The sequence below is a fragment of the Undibacterium sp. JH2W genome (assembly GCF_049340425.1).
Classification (GTDB): Bacteria; Pseudomonadota; Gammaproteobacteria; order Burkholderiales; family Burkholderiaceae_D; genus Undibacterium.
The window spans coordinates 1-17303 of sequence record NZ_JBMPOT010000007.1; the positions used below are offsets into that span (position 1 = coordinate 1).

Below are 17303 nucleotides of genomic sequence, written 5' to 3' on the forward strand. Positions count from 1 at the left end.
GGCCTTGCGTGCCAGGCCTGATACCAGGGCCCATACGACAAGTATGTGAAATAATATGACCAGCCCCAAACCGATAAATTTCTTTCCCGGCTCTTGCTGGCGATTTGAAAAATCCATTCCCGCTCCTCCACTACCACTAGGTCTACTGTCTGACGCAAGTCAAAACAACTCAAACAAAAAAGTGATTATAAATGCTGAGCATCAATAAAAAGCCATACCGATACAAAACCACTTATAAATTCATAAGCAGCAGACTCATCAAAATATAAATCGCGCTTTTTCTTAAAACTGACTTATTTAATTTTGCCTGCGGCTTAACTATCAAGCTTTACTGATCACATCAGCAACTGACCAAGTAATAAAATTATTGATCTATTTTCACCATCCAGACCACGATGTCACAAGTGAACTGGCAAGCCAAGATGGTAAAGAAAAATTTTTATACGTCGCAACCCTATGCATAAACAGGCACACGTCACATCAAACAAGTCTGACGCCTGATTCGCCTCTGTAAAAAAAACCACTTTCACACAGTCAAAAATGTAAATTTTAGCGTCAGAAAATTTTCCGAAGGCGCATAAAACCACTTCAGCACAGAAGCTGTCAAGTGCAATGCCAGCACATCCATCAAAAAAACAACATTGCGCATTTTGCCAAAAAAACACCCGTAAAGGAAACCTAATTTCTTGTGCTATGCAGCATAAATTATTAAGACGCAGCTTTTTTTACACTTCCTTACACTGATTAATTTGCCATGCCTGCCATTCACCAAAATTAAATTTTTTTTGAGGCTTTTTTGAGCTGGCAAACTATCTAAAGTTGCGTCTAAATATTGCACCGCGATAGTGCATAGCAACATCAAACTCCCCTGAATAATGCGCATTTATTATCAAAATACACTCGAAAAATTCAATTTGAAAAATTTTGTCACACTGCAGCATATCAATATGAAATAAAAATTTCTTTCACTCCCCCTATCTACCAGACTCTTGCGTTATGGTTACGGCTTTTTGAAACTTAAGCTGGAAAACCCTAGAAGAAATTAAGAAAGAAATTAATTTGCATCTGCAATATGTAAATTAATCTGTTCAATTCTTATCCATTTCAAGAATTTATCCACCTGGTTGAGGAATTTTTTCTGATCAGGCCTGATCCATGCTTAAGCAAAGCGAATTTGCATCACCACGATGTTGTATCAGGACAAGAGGTAAGAGAAATGTTGACGCCCCCACAAAGAATTGCTTGCATGTTCAGCATGTTGCTGACGACATTCTCTTTACATGCAGTACATGCCAGCAATCCGGCTAGCCCAGATAAAATTGTCAGGCAAGCATTTGAGGCGGCTGACGATGGCTTCGATATGGTCAAGACACAGAATTTTTATTCTGGCTGGGTCAGTGAGGCTATTTACGAGCCTTTGCTAAGCTACGATTACCTGGCGCGCCCAGCCCGCCTCTTGCCTCTGACAGCAGAATCCATGCCTGAAGTGAGCGAGCAAGGCAAGGTTTTCACCTTTAAAATCAAGCCCGGCATCTATTTTGCGCCAGATCCAGCCTTTAAAGGCAAAAAGCATGAATTGACGGCGCTTGACTATGCCTATACGTTCAAGCGTGTGCTTGATCCGGCAAACCGCTCTCCTCACGCCAGTTTCATAGATGGCAAAATAGTCGGTTTGGATGAAGTTGCCAATAAAGCCAAGAAAACCGGCAAGTTTGATTATGATGCACCAGTGGCAGGTCTTAAGGCCATCGATAAATACACCCTGAGAATAGAGTTAAAGGCTACAGACTACAATTTCCTGTATGTGCTTGCCTATGGTGGCTTTGGCGCTGTCGCCAGAGAAGTCATTGAAGCCTACGGTGACCAGACTGGCTTGCACTCCGTTGGTACCGGGCCTTACATGGTAGAGAAATACCTCCCTCGCAGCAAGATTGTACTGACCGCCAACCCGGAATACCGCGGCTACACCTGGGATTTCAAATCGACTGGCAACGCCCGCGATGAAGAAATCGTCAAGCAAATGAAGGGCAAGAAAATGCCCCAGGTTGGCAAAGTCGATATCAGCATCATAGAAGAAGAGCAATCGCGCTGGCTGGCGTTTCAGGATGGACAACTAGATATAGATAAATTACCGCAAAGTGCTGCCACTGCGGCGCTGGATGGTCTTGAACTCAAGCCTGAGCTGAAAAACCAGGGCATCAAGATGGACAGGGTCACCGATGCCGGCAATACTTTTACGATTTTCAATATGCGCGATCCTGTCATCGGCGGCTACAGCAAGGAAAAAATTGCCCTGCGCCGTGCCATAGGCATGGCCTATAGCTATGAAGACGAAATTGCTCAAATGCGCCTGGGGCAAGCGATACGCTCAGAAATGATCATCCCCAAAGATATCGTTGGGTATGACCCATCCTACCGCAGCAGCCTTGTGTATGACATCAAACTGGCCAATAAACTGCTTGATCATTTTGGCTACAAGCGTGGCGCGGATGGCTATAGAAATAATCCTGATGGCAGCCCACTGACGATTAAAAAAACGGTAGAACCTGCCGCAGTATACAAGGTTCAGTCTGAAATCTATAAGCGTGGGCTGGACAAGATAGGGCTGCGCATAGATTTCCAGGTCAGCAATTTCGCCGACAATCTGAAAGCTGCATCTGCCTGCAAGCTAACTATGTGGAACGGCGCCTGGAATGCAGACTACCCCGATGGTGAAAATTTCCTGCAACTACTATACGGCCCCAAATCTGGTGCGGGCAATCATGCCTGCTATGAATCACCTGCCTATGATGCCTTGTACCGCAAAGCAGTATCCATGCCCCTGGGTGAAGAACGCAACAAGGTCTATACACAAATGAACCGCCAGGTAGAAGCTGATACCCCCTGGATAATGCACACTTCCCGCATCCGCAGTTGGCTGTACCGTCCCTGGATCATGGGCTATAAAAAACATCCCATCATGCATTCGGATTGGGCATTTATTGATGTGGAAAAGCATTAAGCCGCTCACGCAATGCCAATAGCCTTGCACGTCTTGTGTCTGTCTTATTTATCACTGTCGAAAAAAAATAGCAGGAGAATTTGTTGATGAAGTCCACCACTATGTTTCAGCCTGGTCGCGCCGTTCACCAGCTTGGCAAAAGCGCCATGGCACTTTGCCTGGGTCTGGCTGGCCTGGTATCTGTCAGCCTGCCTATGTCAGTGCTTGCAGCCACTCCTGAATTTGCAGATCCGGAAAAAGTATTACGCACTATCTTCCCCGTGGCAGAAACCGGTTTTGACCCGGCTGCGACGCGTGATCTATATTCAAATGCCATCAATGAAGTCGTTTTTGAGCGCCTGTTCACTTACGATTACCTGGCCAGTCCTGCGAAAATCATTCCAGAAACGGCAGATGGCATGCCAGAAATATCTGCCGATGGAAAAACCTACACCATCAAGCTGAAAAAAGGGATTTACTTCACGCCGGATGCCGCCTTCAACGGTAAAAAACGTGAGTTGACAGTGGAAGACTACGTCTATTCCTTCAAGCGCCTCATGGATCCCAAGATTGCTTCTACGCATTTGTGGCTACTGGAAGACAAGATCATAGGCCTGGATCAACTGGCGGCACAAGCAAAGAAGACTGGCAAATTCGATTATTCTGCAAAAATACCCGGATTTGAAATCGTCGACAAATATACCCTGCGCATCCATCTGACACGTCCGGACTTTAATTTACCCATGATCCTGGCCTATACCGCCATGTCAGCCGTGGCGCGTGAAGTCATAGAGAAATACCAGGATGTACAAGGTGCAGCCATGGCAAACCCGGTGGGCACTGGCCCCTACAAATTAAGCGAATGGGTACGCGGCTCAAAAATGGTGCTCGATGCCAATCCAGACTTCCATAAGATGATCTGGGATTTCCAGGCCAGTGCAGATCCCAATGACCAGAAGATCATCGCCGCCATGAAAGGCAAACGCATGCCGCAGATAGGTCGTGTGGTCGTGAGCGTGATCCTGGAAGACCAGTCACGCCTGCTGGCATTTCAAAAAGATGAAATCGACTTGTTCCAGCTGTATGGCGGCCTGGCACCACAGGTCTTGAATGGTCCTGAACTGAAACCGGAGTTCGCCAAGCGTGGCGTGCAAATGTCACGCATCGTCGACCCTGAGCTGACTATCTATTACTGGAATATGCAGGATCCCGTGTTCGGTGGCTTGAGCAAAGAAAAAATTGCCTTGCGCCGTGCCATGGCCATGTCTCATAACGTCGAAGAAGAAATTCGTATCGTCGACAATGGTCATGCAGTTCCACTGCAATACCCTATTCCACCAGGTGTGGTCGGCCATGATCCGAATTACAAGAGCAGCGTGCAATACAACCCGGCCGCAGCCAATGCCTTGCTGGACAAATTCGGCTACAAAAAAGGCAAGGATGGTTACCGCACCCTGCCTGACGGCAGCCCGCTGGAAATTGCTCACACTGCACAAACCGAATCGCGCGGCCATTTGCAGGCCGAAGTCTGGAAAAAATCTTATGACGGCATAGGCATCAAGATGCGCGCCGAATTCCGCCCGTTTGCTGAAATCCTCAAGGCAGAGAAGCAATGTCAGCTCACTCAACGTATTTCTCCATGGCTGGCCGACTATCCTGATGGCGATAATTTCATGCAGTTGTTTTACAGTAAAAACATCCATATGAATAATAACGGCTGCGTCACTATTCCAGAATATGACCAGTTGTATGAACAATCGCAGAAATTGCCTGCAGGCCCCGAACGTGACTTGCTGTATCACAAAATGACGCGCGTCATGGAATTGTATTCCGCCCAGCGCGTAGGCTATGCGCGCCACCGCATGATGTTGTCACAGCCACGCGTCATAGGTCACAAAAAACATCCCATCATGCATATAGAGTGGATGCAGATCGACATCGACAAGAACAAATGAACCGCAGTCTGAACGAAATTTGAAAACCGAGAGACAAACATGACCGCTTATATACTGCGCCGCCTATGGCAGATGGCACCCACGATGATGGGTGTCATCCTGCTGGTGTTTTTCCTGTTTAACTGGGTGGGTGGTGACCCTGCCTATATCCTGGCAGGCAAGATGTCGAATGCCGAACAGATTGCCAATATCCGCACTCAGTTGGGCATAGACCAACCCTACTATGTACAGTTGTGGATCTTCATCAAACAGATCGCCACCTTCAATTTTGGCAATAGCTGGAGTACTGGCGAGGCTGTTTCATCCATCATAGGTACTCGTCTTGGCCCTTCACTGACAGTACTGATACCCCTGACCATCATCGAAACCCTGATTGCCATTGCACTGGCACTGGCAATAGCCTTCAAGCGCGGCTCTTTCACAGACCGCTCTGTGATGATCGCATGTACGATGGGCATGTCAGTCAGTATCCTGGTCTATATCATTGTTGGCCAATATTTCTTCGCCTATAAACTGGGTATGTTCCCAGTGCAAGGCTGGGGCAATCACTTTGCTGAAAACCTGTTCAAATACTCTGCCCTGCCTATCCTGATTGCCCTGGCAGTTGGCGTGGCACCCAACTTGCGCCTGTTCCGCACCTTTGTGCTGGATGAAGTGAACCAGGATTATGTGCGTACTGCCCGCGCCAAAGGTGTCAGCGAAAGCCGCGTGAAATGGGTGCACGTCTTGCGTAATGCATCAATACCTATCATCACCCACGTCATGTCCAACCTGCCAGCCTTGCTGATTGGTGCCTTCCTGATCGAGCGCTTCTTTTCCATCCCCGGCATAGGCCGTGAAGTGATACTGGCAGTGGAACGCAGTGACTTCCCCGTGATCAAAGCGATCACCGTGTATGTCGCCGCAGCCACCATGTTTTTTAATTTGTTGACCGATCTGCTGTACCAGGCGGTTGATCCACGCGTACAGTTGAAATAAGGATCATTCATGAGCACGACTACAACAAATCCATCTATTCAAACTGTATCACCAGGGCTATGGGCGCTGGCCTGGCGCCGTTTGCGCGCTGACAAAGTCGCTATGATCGCCCTGGCTATTGTGGCGGCCTTCTTACTGGCACTGGTTTTGTCAGCCACTGGTGTCATCGCTTCTGACTGGGAACAGGAAAGTGGCGTCAGTTATGCACCTCCCAGCTTTGTTGGTGCAGATACCGGAGTAGCTGCCAAAGCAGAGGTCGAGGCACCACCACCAGAGAATCCACTAGACCCTTTGGCTGACATCATCCGCGAATTGCGCAAGCAACCAGATGCCGATCAGGCCATCATCGTCAATGATTACGGCATTCCTGACCCGCTGGCAAAGGAAATGGCAGAAATCCGCTTAGAGCTGGCCAAGTCTGGCAAAGCACAAGTGGCTGAACGTCTGCCTACCCTGCCCTTTGGGGCCGACAAATGGGGACATGACATCATCAAGAAAACCATCAAGGGTGCAGAGACCTCCATCGTAGTTGGCCTGGTCGCGGCTTTCCTGGCGACCTTGCTGGGTACCATGTTCGGTGCACTGGCCGGTTACTTTGGCGGCAAAGTCGATGATTTCTTTAACTGGTTTTACAGCATCTTCACTTCCATCCCTTACCTGCTATTGATACTTTCGGTGGCGGCTGTATTGCAGCAAAAAGGTGTTACTACCATCATCCTGATCTTGGCTTTCACTGGCTGGACTGGGCCTTTCCGCCTGATCCGGGCTGAATACATGAAACACAAGGCGCGTGAGTACGTTTGGGCAGCAGATGCCATAGGTGCTTCGCACTGGCGCAAGATGTTCGTCCATATCTTCCCGAATGTCAGCCATGTGGCACTGGTACAGGTATCTATCCTGGTGGTGGGTTTTATCAAGTCCGAAGTTATCCTGAGCTTCCTGGGCTTTGGCGTGCCGGTTGGCGTTGTGTCCTGGGGCAGTATGCTCAATGAAGCGCAGAATGAATTGATTTTGGGTAAATGGTGGCAATTGGTTGCCGCAACCGCAGCGATGGCCGTGCTGGTGACAGCCTTCTCATTGTTCACCGATGCCTTGCGCGATGCGCTTGACCCCAAGTTGAAATAAGGACAAATCATGAGTCAAGAAAACCCAAATCAAGCTTTGCTGAAAGTAGAAAACCTGCGCGTGTCTTTCCGCGTCAATAAAAAAGACAGCGTGGAAACGGTCAAGGGTATTTCCTTTGAAATCCCGCGCAACTCCACGGTTGCCCTGGTCGGTGAATCAGGCAGTGGTAAGTCAGTTAGCTCACTCGCTGTCATGGGCTTGCTGCCGCCAGATACCTCCAGCATTGCTGCTGACAGCAAGATTATTTTTGAAGGCCGCAGCCTGCTGGAACTCAGCATTGCTGAAAGGCGCGATCTGTGCGGCAAGGAAATCTCCATGATTTTCCAGGAACCGATGACCTCGCTGAATCCGGTGTTTACCGTTGGTTTCCAGATTGCAGAAGTGTTGCGTCTGCATATGGGCATGGATGCCAAACAAGCCAGGAAGCGAGCGATAGAATTGCTGGAAGAGGTCGGCATCCCCGATCCAAAAAACAAGATCGACGCCTACCCCAGCCAGATGTCTGGCGGCCAACAGCAAAGGGTGATGATCGCCATGGCGATTGCCTGCGAACCCAAATTGCTGATTGCCGATGAACCGACTACCGCTCTCGATGTCACCATACAAAAACAAATCATCGACCTGATCGACGCCTTGCGTATCAAGCACAAGATGTCCGTATTGTTTATCACCCATGACTTGGCCCTGGTCGGTGAAATTGCCGATCATGTCATCGTCATGCGCAATGGTGAAATCCGCGAAGCGGGCACGGTAGAACAAATCTTTGAAAGCCCGAAAGACACCTATACCCAAGCCCTGCTGCATTGCCGTCCCACCCTGGATACCCGTCCTTGGCGCTTACCGGTGATTGCTGATTTCATGAACAATAACGGCGCGCTGCTTGATCAAAAACAGCGGCCGCGTGGTCTCAAAGGTGATGAAGAGATTGTGCTGGAAGTCAAAGACCTCGGTAAAAGTTTTTACTCCCGTGAAGGCTTCTTTGGAAAAAAAGAATTCAAGGCCGTTGAAGGCGTTTCCTTCAAACTGGCACGTGGTAAAACCCTGGGCGTGGTAGGTGAATCAGGGTCTGGAAAAACCACGGTAGGCCTGACACTGATGCGCCTGCATCAGGCTACCTCTGGCCAGGCCCTGTTTGAAGGCAAGGACATCCTGTCCATGTCAAACAAGGAATTCCATCACTACAAGCGCCGCATACAAATCATTTTTCAGAACCCGTATGCATCGTTGAACCCACGCTTTACCGTAGGGCAGATTTTGATGGAACCCATGCACATCCATAATATTGGTGCCAACGATAGCGAGCGCTCTGCCATGGCTTATCAGTTGCTGGAAAAAGTTGGCCTGCCTACTGCAGCATTCCACCGTTACCCGCATGAATTTTCTGGTGGCCAGCGTCAGCGTATCGCGATTGCACGCTGCCTGACGATGAAACCGGAAGTACTGGTCTGCGATGAATCAGTATCCGCGTTAGACGTATCTGTGCAGGCCCAGGTATTAAATCTGTTGCAAGACTTGCAGGAAGAATTTGGCCTCTCTTACATTTTCATCTCACATGATCTGGCCGTCGTCAAATACATTGCCGACCAGGTCATGGTAATGAACAAAGGTAAAGTCGTTGAACTGGCGAATTCAGATGATCTGTATCTGAACCCGACTCAGGCTTATACCAGAACTTTGCTGAATGCCATACCAAAAGGCTTGCAACACTAAATTGCAATCGCGAACCGGCTGCCTGCCGGTTCGCACTCCCTTGCTTGAAAAATCCCCTTACACTTATATTTTTGACCAATCCTGCAAACACTGGCAAGATGACATTCGCCTGTGGCATGGCGAAACAGGCACAATCTCCCGCATATCCCGTATGCAGCACATTCACTGGAGTCAGGATTGGAAGCATTAAGAAGTTTATTCCGAGAATTAATGCCGGTAGTGGACTTTTGCTCCATGCGCGTAGTCGATGAGCGCAGCGAAGAATTACTGGTCAGGCAAAATATCTTGCAGCCCCTGCGCAATACACGCAGCCATGGTGCCATGCTGACCGTTATTCATGATGGCGGTTACGGCTATGCCGCAACTAGCGACTTATCCCGCAATGGTTTGAATACTGCAATGCAGCATGCTTTGCACTGGGCCAGGCTCAGCGCAGGTAAAACGGTAACGAATTTCAGCAAGATCCCGCAAGCCGCTGTGGTTGGTCAATATCAGGGCTTGACAGCATCCATCCCTACCAGAAAAGATTTGATTGCCTTACTGATGCGGGAATCTGCTACATCGCATTTCAGTGACAAGATTGTAGATTGGAGCGCATCCATAGGAGTGACGCAAACTGAGCAACTATTTATCAGTAGCGCAGGTGCTGACATCCATCAGCAATTCAACTACCTGATACCCAATCTCAGCGTTACCGCCAATGAAGGATCAGAAACCCAGACCCGCAGCCTGGGCGGTCAATACAATGGTTTTTGCCGCCAGGGCGGCATGGAAGTCTTGCAGCAATCCGGCTTTTATGGAGCGGGCAAACGCATTGCAGAAGAAGCACTGGCCTTATTGCATGCAGCTAACTGCCCCAGTGGGTGCATGGATTTACTGTTAATGCCAGAACAAATGATGCTGCAAATTCATGAATCCATAGGCCACCCGCTGGAACTGGACCGGATATTGGGTGATGAGCGCAATTTCGCTGGCACCAGTTTTGTCACACCCGACATGTTTGGTCATTTCCAGTATGGATCTGAATTACTGAATGTCACCTATGACCCCAGCCGCGCCGAACAATTTGCAAGTTTTGGCTGGGATGATGATGGCAGTACCGCAGAAAAAACATGGGTCATCAAAAATGGCATATTGGAACAGCCACTTGGCAGTGTTCTCTCACAAGCACGCGCTGGCATGGCGGGCGTTGCCAATTCGCGCGCCTGCGACTGGAACCGTCCGACCATAGACCGCATGGCCAATCTGAATATAGAAGCGGGCAGCAGCCGCCTGGATGAAATGATTGCCAGTGTTGAATATGGCGTACTGATGAATACCAATGTATCCTGGTCTATTGATGATTCACGCAATAAATTCCAGTTTGGCTGTGAATACGGGCAAATGATACGCAATGGCAAATTGCAGGAACTCGTCAAAAATCCCAATTATCGTGGCATATCAGAAAGTTTCTGGCGCTCGCTAAAAATGGTGGGTGATGCTTCTACGCTGGAAGTCATGGGTACACCCTTCTGCGGTAAAGGTGAGCCTTCGCAAGTCATACGCGTGGGCCATGCTTCACCGGCCTGCCTGTTCGATCAGGTAGAAGTATTTGGAGGTGAAGCCTGATGCATGACTATTTTTTATCCCTGGCCGAACATATAGAAACCCAGTTGGCAGCAAATGAGACCAGCACCGCCTGGTTGTCGGCAGAATCCAGCGATTTTGTGCGCTTCAATCACAGCGCCATACGCCAACCCGGCCATGTCTTGCAACTCATATTGAACCTGCAATTGATACAGGGGCAAACCCACGCCACCATGGGCTTCAACCTCAGCGGCAAGTTGAAAATAGATTTAGCGACGATCAATGCCGCAATCCAGGATTTGCGCATGCAGTTAGCAGACTTGCCAGCAGACCCGCACCTGATGGTAGCGACCGAGGTCAATAACAGTACACAAATCCTCCCATCTTCCCTGCCACCGGTAGCCAGCATGCTGGAACAAATACTGGCTGCTGCAAAAGATGTGGACATGGTGGGCTTGCTCACTACGGGTACGCAATATCGCGGCTTTGCCAATTCCTATGGCCAGCGCAATTGGTATGCAACCAGTAATGTCAATTTTGACTGGAGCTTGTTTTATTCAACAGACAAGGCTGTCAAATCCAACTATGCCGGCTTCCATTGGGATGAGGCTGAATTTCTGCGAAAATTCGACGATGCCCGTCAAAAGCTGGCCTTGCTGGCGCGACCACCAATCACTGTGGCCGCAGGCAATTACCGCGCGTATCTGAGCCCGACGGCATTGAATGAATTGATCATGATGCTGAACTGGGGTGGTTTATCCGAGAAGTCTTTGCGCACCCGCCATAGCTGCCTGCGCCGTATGCAATCCGGTGAAGCCAGTATGCATGCGATGGTCGACGTCTGCGAAGACAGCCGTGCTGGCCTGGAGCCTGGCTTTCAGGCAGAAGGCTTCATCAAACCCGACGTCATCCCCCTGATACAGGCAGGCAAACTCAGTGGCAGCATGATTTCACCGCGCAGCGCCAAGGAATTTGGCTTGATAGCCAATGGTGCGCCCAACGATGAATCAGCAAAATCCCTGATGATGCGCGCTGGTACTTTGGCACATGCAGACATACTCAAGGAACTGGGTACCGGCATCTATATTGCCAATCTCTGGTATCTGAATTTTTCTGACAGGGCAAACTGCCGTATCACTGGCATGACTCGTTTTGCCACCTTCTGGGTAGAAAATGGGCAAATCATTGCCCCACTGAATGTCATGCGTTTTGATGATTCTTTGTTCAGGATATTGGGAGAAAATTTGCTGGCACTAAGCCAGGAAACCGAAGTCATTATGGATGACCACTCGTATGGGGAGAGGAATACAGGGGGTGCCATCTTGCCCGGTGCACTGGTGAAGGAAATGCGCTTTGTCCTTTAGTAGGTTGATATGTCGTATTTTGCAGCCATGAAAGACGATGTTGCGATACATTCAGGCAAAATACTGCATTTCTCCGAATAGCTACTATGATGACATGTACATCGCATTTTTAGTCAGGATATGCATAAGCGAACTTAGCATTTGCCCGTTTCGGTGAGAGCAACTACAATTCGGACCTGTTGCGTAAAAGGCTGCAATTTAAGTATTCCCTATCAAGGCTAAATCTTAATAGGAAAACAACAAGTAATAAAAACCCACAGCGCAATAGAATAAGGCTTTCGACAAATTGTTACTGAGAGCCTTAAGCATATTGCGGTCATATCTGGAGTCAACATGGCATTTCTGCAAGGCAAAAAAATTCTGATTACCGGTTTGCTGTCTAACCGTTCTATCGCTTACGGCATCGCTCAGGCTTGCAAACGCGAAGGCGCTGAGCTGGCATTTACCTATGTAGGCGAACGCTTCAAAGACAGGATTACTGATTTTGCGGCTGAATTCGACAGCAAACTGATCTTTGATTGTGACGTATCCAGCGATGAACAAATTGAAGCAGTGTTTGCCGATCTGGGCAAATCCTGGGACAAACTCGATGGCTTGGTGCATGCTATCGGCTTTGCACCACGTGAAGCAATTGCCGGCGAATTCCTCGATGGTTTTTCCCGCGAAGCTTTCCGCATTGCACATGACATATCTGCTTACAGTTTCCCGGCAATGGCAAAAGCTGCGCTGCCGCTGTTGCGTGAAGACTCGGCCTTGCTGACTTTGTCTTACCTGGGTGCCATTCGCGCTATCCCGCATTACAACACCATGGGTATGGCCAAAGCGTCCCTGGAAGCATCGGTACGTTACCTGGCAGAACACCTGGGCAAAAAAGGCATACGCGTCAATGGTATTTCTGCCGGCCCTATCAAAACCCTGGCTGCCAGCGGCATCAAGGACTTTGGTAAATTGCTGGGCTTTGTAGCCGAGCACGCACCTCTGCGCCGTAACGTGACTATCGAAGACGTGGGCAATACTGCGGCTTTCCTGCTGTCACCACTGGCAAACGGTATTACTGGTGAAATCACTTACGTCGATGGCGGCTTCTCGCATGTCATGGGCTTGAACGCTGATTCTTACGATAAATAATCAGTCTGCACCAGCCTGAACATTGCATTACGGGACAGCATTTGCATCCCGTAATGCAATGCTGCTGTGAAATGAATAAATCTATCCTCATGTTCAACGTCTTGAACGACATAGCCCGGCTTACCAAACAACTGCTACTGATCATAGTCAGCTTGTGGCTGATGCTGACTGGTCCTGCCATGGCGGCTTCCTGCAATGACCCCTGGCCAGGCTGGGAGCATTTCAAGAAAACTTTCATCGCAGATGATGGCCGCGTGATCGACCACAGCGGCGCACGCAAGCCCACCACATCGGAAGGTCAGGCCTATGCCCTGTTCTTTGCGCTGAGCGCTAACGACAAAGCCGCATTTCAACGCATCCTGACCTGGACAGAGAATAACCTGGCAGCCGGTGACCTGACCGCGCGTCTGCCAGCCTGGCAATGGGGGCAGCGTGAAGATAATAGCTGGGGCGTCATCGACAAAAACCCGGCTTCTGATGCTGACCTATGGATAGCCTATAGCCTGGGTGTCGCTGGAGAAGCCTGGAAAGACAAGCGCTATACCGCCCTGTCCAGCTTGCTGGCGCAAAGAATACTGAATGAAGAAACTGCCGAACTGCCTGGACTGGGCCTGAGTTTATTACCAGCGCCGACTGGCTTTAACCTGCCCAACAATCAATGGAAACTCAACGCCAGCTACCTGCCCCTGCCCTTGCTGCGCTGGTTTGAAAAAAAAGAAAGCGATGAACGCTGGAAACGCATGATAGCCCCGGCCATGCATCTCATCGCAGGTAGCGCGCCCAAGGGCTATGCTGCCGACTGGATTATTTACGATGCCCAAAAAGGCTTCTTGCCAGATAGCCAGGGTCTGGAAAAAGGCCAGGGTGGCTATAACGCCATCCGGGTTTATCTATGGACAGGCATGATGGCCAGCCAGGATGCTGAAAGAGCGAATTTGCTTAAATTGTTGCGCCCCATGGCGCAACTGGTTGACAGCAAGGGCTACCCGCCAGAATTTGTCGACATTTTGAGCGGCGAGATCAATGGGCCAGGCTCCAGCGGCTTCTCTGCCGCCCTGCTACCCCTGCTGGAAGTCAATGGCGTACAAAAAACCCTGGTGCAGCAGCAATTGCGCCTGCAGGCACAAGCCATCAAACCGGATGCTTATTACGACCAAGTCTTGTCCTTGTTCGCTCTGGGCTGGCAAGAAAAACGTTTTCGCTTTGACATGCATGGGAATGCTGACTTTTACTGGCAACATTTTTGCTGGAAACTATTTTGAGCCAGAAGCAAGATATTCTTTGGGAACTGGCTGCTTTTTCCTGAAAAATCCTGTATAGTTTCGTTTTTTGCGCTGCAATATAAAAATTACAGCCAAAACCAAGTAGCATCGCAAGCCTGTGCACATCCTCAGGATGGTGCATGTAAAAGCCCTCCCGCCTCGCATGTCTGGTAGTAATCCATAGACATCATCCCGGCGCAAAGCTTTTGTGCCGAAATTTCATTGTCGTCCCTTGTTGGATTTTCTGTGTTCATTTCGTTTGGTTGGCGCTGCATTGTTGCGCGCGTTCGTTAGCAACGCGCTAATTTATACTGGGACAGAAGCAAACGTTCCGGCAAAACATGCTGCAAACTGGCCTTATCGCCGGTGAGCTTGGCATTGCTGCCGCATTTTGCAAACGTCCCAATCACGAAAGAAATTCATGAGTTTTGAAGCACTAGGTCTACACGTCAACATCATCCGCGCTCTGACTGACTCTGGCTATACCAAGCCAACTTCGGTACAAGAACAGGCAATCCCTGCCGCGATTGAAGGTCGTGACCTGATGGTCTCATCCCAGACCGGCTCCGGCAAAACTGCCGCTTTCATGCTGCCTGCTTTGCATAAACTGGTTACTGCTGAAGTTGTCAGCTACGACGCTGCCAGCAGCAAAACCCCTAATCAAGAACGTCAAGCTGCCCGTTCACGTGGCGACAAACCACGTTTCGTTGCTGCAAAACCAAAAATGCTGGTGTTGACGCCAACCCGCGAACTGGCTTTGCAAGTGACTACAGCAACTGACAAATACAGCGCTTATTCACGCCGTATCAAAGCTGTCTCCATCCTGGGTGGCATGCCTTATCCTAAACAGATGCAATTGCTGTCCCGCAATCCAGAAATTCTGGTGGCAACACCTGGCCGTCTGATTGATCATATGGAATCCGGCAAGATCGATTTCTCTGAATTGCAAATGCTGGTTCTGGACGAAGCTGACCGCATGCTGGACATGGGTTTCATCGACGATATCGAAAAAATCGTTGCTGCCACGCCTCCTACACGTCAAACCATGTTGTTCTCTGCAACACTGGATGGCGTAGTCGGCAACATGGCTAAACGCATCACGACTGAGCCTCTGGTCATCCAGATCGCCGGCTCTGCCAGCAAACATGAAAACATCCAGCAACGCGTACACTTCGTGGATGATCTGTCCCACAAAAATCGCATGCTTGATCACCTGCTGCGCGACACTACGGTTGACCAGGCCGTTGTATTTACAGCCACAAAACGTGATGCAGACACCATCGCTGACCGTTTGAATATCGCTGGTTTCGCTGCTGCTGCCCTGCATGGCGACATGCATCAAGGCGCACGTAACCGCACTCTGGACGCATTGCGTCGTGGCCAGGTACGTGTACTGGTAGCGACCGACGTTGCTGCCCGTGGTATCGACGTTCCTGCAATTACGCACGTATTCAACTACGATTTGCCTAAATTCCCGGAAGATTATGTCCACCGCATAGGCCGTACTGGCCGTGCCGGTCGTAAAGGTCTGGCGATTTCCCTGGTCAATCATGCTGAAGGCATGCACGTCAAGCGTATCGAACGCTTCACCAAGCAATTGATCCCTGTCGATGTCATCGAAGGTTTTGAACCTAAGAAATCTGCAGCACCAGCACGCTCTGCAGCCCGCAAGCCTAACGGCTGGAAACCAGGCGACGCCCGTAAAACCGGCGCTGGCGCAGGTGGTGGCGGTGGTTATGGCAACAACAAGCCAGGTCAACGCAGCTTCAGCAAACCAGCTGGCGCATCGACTGGCACCAGCGCTGGTCCACGTAAAGAAGGCGGCGGCTACAAAGGCAATCGCTCGAATGACAGCGGTGCACGTCGCACATTTGGCGATTACTAATTGGAATCACCGCGTAAGCTACTGCGCGGCGCCATTTTGAGCCTGTGATGCTCACCGTACTTTAGTGCGGTTGCGCTTCTCGACTCAAACTGACACCGCTCGCTACACTTACACAGCGACTCCAGAGAAGTTTGTTTCCATGCAAACAGAAACAACATAGACATTGCTGCATAAGCAATATCATGAAAAAGCGATCACTTTGGTGGTCGCTTTTTTTATACTTGTATGCTCGGCGTATAATCCGCTTCTGACCAACACAAAAGTATAAGTCTCATGAGCAAAGAAACTGACGCCCCAGTCCGACTTACCTCTTTCTCGCATGGCGGTGGCTGTGGTTGCAAGATTGCACCTGGCGTACTTGCCGAAATATTAAAAAAATCTTCAGGCTTTCCTGTGCCGCCATCCCTCATGGTCGGCATAGAAACCGCTGACGATGCAGCCGTCTACAAACTCAATGATGAGCAGGCGCTGATCGCCACCACTGATTTTTTCATGCCCATCGTCGATGATCCCTTTGATTTTGGCCGCATCGCCGCCACCAATGCCATTTCAGACATCTATGCCATGGGCGGCACACCCATCATGGCGCTGGCCCTGGTCGGCATGCCCATCAATCAGCTACCATTGGACGTCATAGGCAAGATTATCCAGGGTGGTGAAACCATCTGTGCCGAGGCTGGAATACCTATTGCCGGTGGCCATACCATCGATTCTGTCGAACCTATTTATGGCCTGGTCGTCATGGGCCTGATCCATCCATCCAAAGTCAAACGCAATGCTGATGCCAAAGCGGGGGATAAATTGATACTCAGCAAGCCGCTGGGTGTTGGTATCCTGTCCGCGGCACTGAAAAAGCAAGCGCTGGATGAAGCTGGCTATGCCACCATGATAGACAGCACCACCAAACTGAACAAACCTGGCCAGGCACTTTCTACCCTTGAGAGCGTACATGCCATGACCGACGTCACCGGCTTTGGTCTGCTTGGCCATTTACTCGAAGTCTGTCGCGGCTCGAAACTGGCAGCACAGTTGAATATGTCTACCCTGCCTTTGCTGGCAAAGGTAGAACAACTGGCGAGCGATGGCTATATTACCGGAGCATCTGCCCGTAACTGGAGTGCTTATGGTCAATCTGTCATACTCGATGCACAGATCAGTGCTGTCCAAAAAGCCTTGCTGACCGACCCACAGACATCGGGGGGCTTACTGGTCGCCTGCGATCCGGCTGCCGTAGAAGATGTTTTGACGATTTTCCGTCAAGGTGGTTTCTTGGAAGCTGCCGTGATTGGTGATATTGTTGCAGGTGAGCCTTTAATTACTGTCCTGCCCTGATTTTTTGATTTTGCCCCT

General features: G+C 49.8%; 11 protein-coding genes. All 11 read left to right on the forward strand.

Translation table 11 applies throughout. From position 1 onward, the window contains the following. The first annotated feature begins 1216 nt into the window (after nucleotides 1-1216). Nucleotides 1217-3001 (forward strand): ABC transporter substrate-binding protein, encoded by a 1785-nt coding sequence (locus ACO0LC_RS11350; RefSeq protein ID WP_423003045.1) that lies wholly within the window; start codon nucleotides 1217-1219, stop codon nucleotides 2999-3001. Nucleotides 3002-3087: 86 nt separating this feature from the next. Beyond that, the gene (locus ACO0LC_RS11355) at nucleotides 3088-4935 is read left to right on the forward strand and encodes an ABC transporter substrate-binding protein (protein ID WP_423003047.1); all 1848 of its coding nucleotides are present in this window, start codon (nucleotides 3088-3090) and stop codon (nucleotides 4933-4935) included. Nucleotides 4936-4974: 39 nt separating this feature from the next. Further along, the gene (locus tag ACO0LC_RS11360) at nucleotides 4975-5913 is read left to right on the forward strand and encodes an ABC transporter permease (protein WP_423003049.1); all 939 of its coding nucleotides are present in this window, start codon (nucleotides 4975-4977) and stop codon (nucleotides 5911-5913) included. Nucleotides 5914-5922: 9 nt separating this feature from the next. Further along, the gene (locus ACO0LC_RS11365; RefSeq protein WP_423003051.1) at nucleotides 5923-7038 is read left to right on the forward strand and encodes an ABC transporter permease; all 1116 of its coding nucleotides are present in this window, start codon (nucleotides 5923-5925) and stop codon (nucleotides 7036-7038) included. Nucleotides 7039-7047: 9 nt separating this feature from the next. After that, nucleotides 7048-8748 (forward strand): ABC transporter ATP-binding protein, encoded by a 1701-nt coding sequence (locus tag ACO0LC_RS11370; protein ID WP_423003053.1) that lies wholly within the window; start codon nucleotides 7048-7050, stop codon nucleotides 8746-8748. Nucleotides 8749-8958: 210 nt separating this feature from the next. Continuing rightward, nucleotides 8959-10356 (forward strand): TldD/PmbA family protein, encoded by a 1398-nt coding sequence (locus ACO0LC_RS11375; RefSeq protein WP_423003596.1) that lies wholly within the window; start codon nucleotides 8959-8961, stop codon nucleotides 10354-10356. Further along, nucleotides 10356-11678 (forward strand): metallopeptidase TldD-related protein, encoded by a 1323-nt coding sequence (locus tag ACO0LC_RS11380; protein WP_423003055.1) that lies wholly within the window; start codon nucleotides 10356-10358, stop codon nucleotides 11676-11678. The genes ACO0LC_RS11375 and ACO0LC_RS11380 overlap by 1 nt, the downstream gene beginning before the upstream one ends. A gap of 333 nt (nucleotides 11679-12011) precedes the next feature. Then, entirely contained in the window at nucleotides 12012-12806 is a 795-nt protein-coding gene (fabI, locus tag ACO0LC_RS11385) for an enoyl-ACP reductase FabI (RefSeq protein ID WP_423003057.1), read from the forward strand. 71 nt (nucleotides 12807-12877) lie between these two features. Next, nucleotides 12878-14068, forward strand: coding sequence for a cellulose synthase complex periplasmic endoglucanase BcsZ (bcsZ, locus tag ACO0LC_RS11390; protein ID WP_423003059.1), 1191 nt, complete (start codon nucleotides 12878-12880; stop codon nucleotides 14066-14068). Nucleotides 14069-14489: 421 nt separating this feature from the next. Further along, complete coding sequence (locus tag ACO0LC_RS11395; RefSeq protein WP_422951117.1) at nucleotides 14490-15953, forward strand: DEAD/DEAH box helicase; 1464 nt, start codon at nucleotides 14490-14492, stop codon at nucleotides 15951-15953. Nucleotides 15954-16226: 273 nt separating this feature from the next. After that, nucleotides 16227-17285 (forward strand): selenide, water dikinase SelD, encoded by a 1059-nt coding sequence (gene selD, locus ACO0LC_RS11400; protein ID WP_423003061.1) that lies wholly within the window; start codon nucleotides 16227-16229, stop codon nucleotides 17283-17285. Nucleotides 17286-17303: the final 18 nt, after the last annotated feature.

Coding starts and splice junctions, on each gene's coding strand:
- ACO0LC_RS11395 (WP_422951117.1), top strand. CDS start 14,490: ATGAGTTTTGAAGCACTAGGTCTACACGTCAACATCATCCGCGCTCTG.
- ACO0LC_RS11355 (WP_423003047.1), top strand. CDS start 3,088: ATGAAGTCCACCACTATGTTTCAGCCTGGTCGCGCCGTTCACCAGCTT.
- ACO0LC_RS11360 (WP_423003049.1), top strand. CDS start 4,975: ATGACCGCTTATATACTGCGCCGCCTATGGCAGATGGCACCCACGATG.
- bcsZ (WP_423003059.1), top strand. CDS start 12,878: ATGAATAAATCTATCCTCATGTTCAACGTCTTGAACGACATAGCCCGG.
- selD (WP_423003061.1), top strand. CDS start 16,227: ATGAGCAAAGAAACTGACGCCCCAGTCCGACTTACCTCTTTCTCGCAT.
- fabI (WP_423003057.1), top strand. CDS start 12,012: ATGGCATTTCTGCAAGGCAAAAAAATTCTGATTACCGGTTTGCTGTCT.
- ACO0LC_RS11365 (WP_423003051.1), top strand. CDS start 5,923: ATGAGCACGACTACAACAAATCCATCTATTCAAACTGTATCACCAGGG.
- ACO0LC_RS11380 (WP_423003055.1), top strand. CDS start 10,356: ATGCATGACTATTTTTTATCCCTGGCCGAACATATAGAAACCCAGTTG.
- ACO0LC_RS11350 (WP_423003045.1), top strand. CDS start 1,217: ATGTTGACGCCCCCACAAAGAATTGCTTGCATGTTCAGCATGTTGCTG.
- ACO0LC_RS11375 (WP_423003596.1), top strand. CDS start 8,959: ATGCCGGTAGTGGACTTTTGCTCCATGCGCGTAGTCGATGAGCGCAGC.
- ACO0LC_RS11370 (WP_423003053.1), top strand. CDS start 7,048: ATGAGTCAAGAAAACCCAAATCAAGCTTTGCTGAAAGTAGAAAACCTG.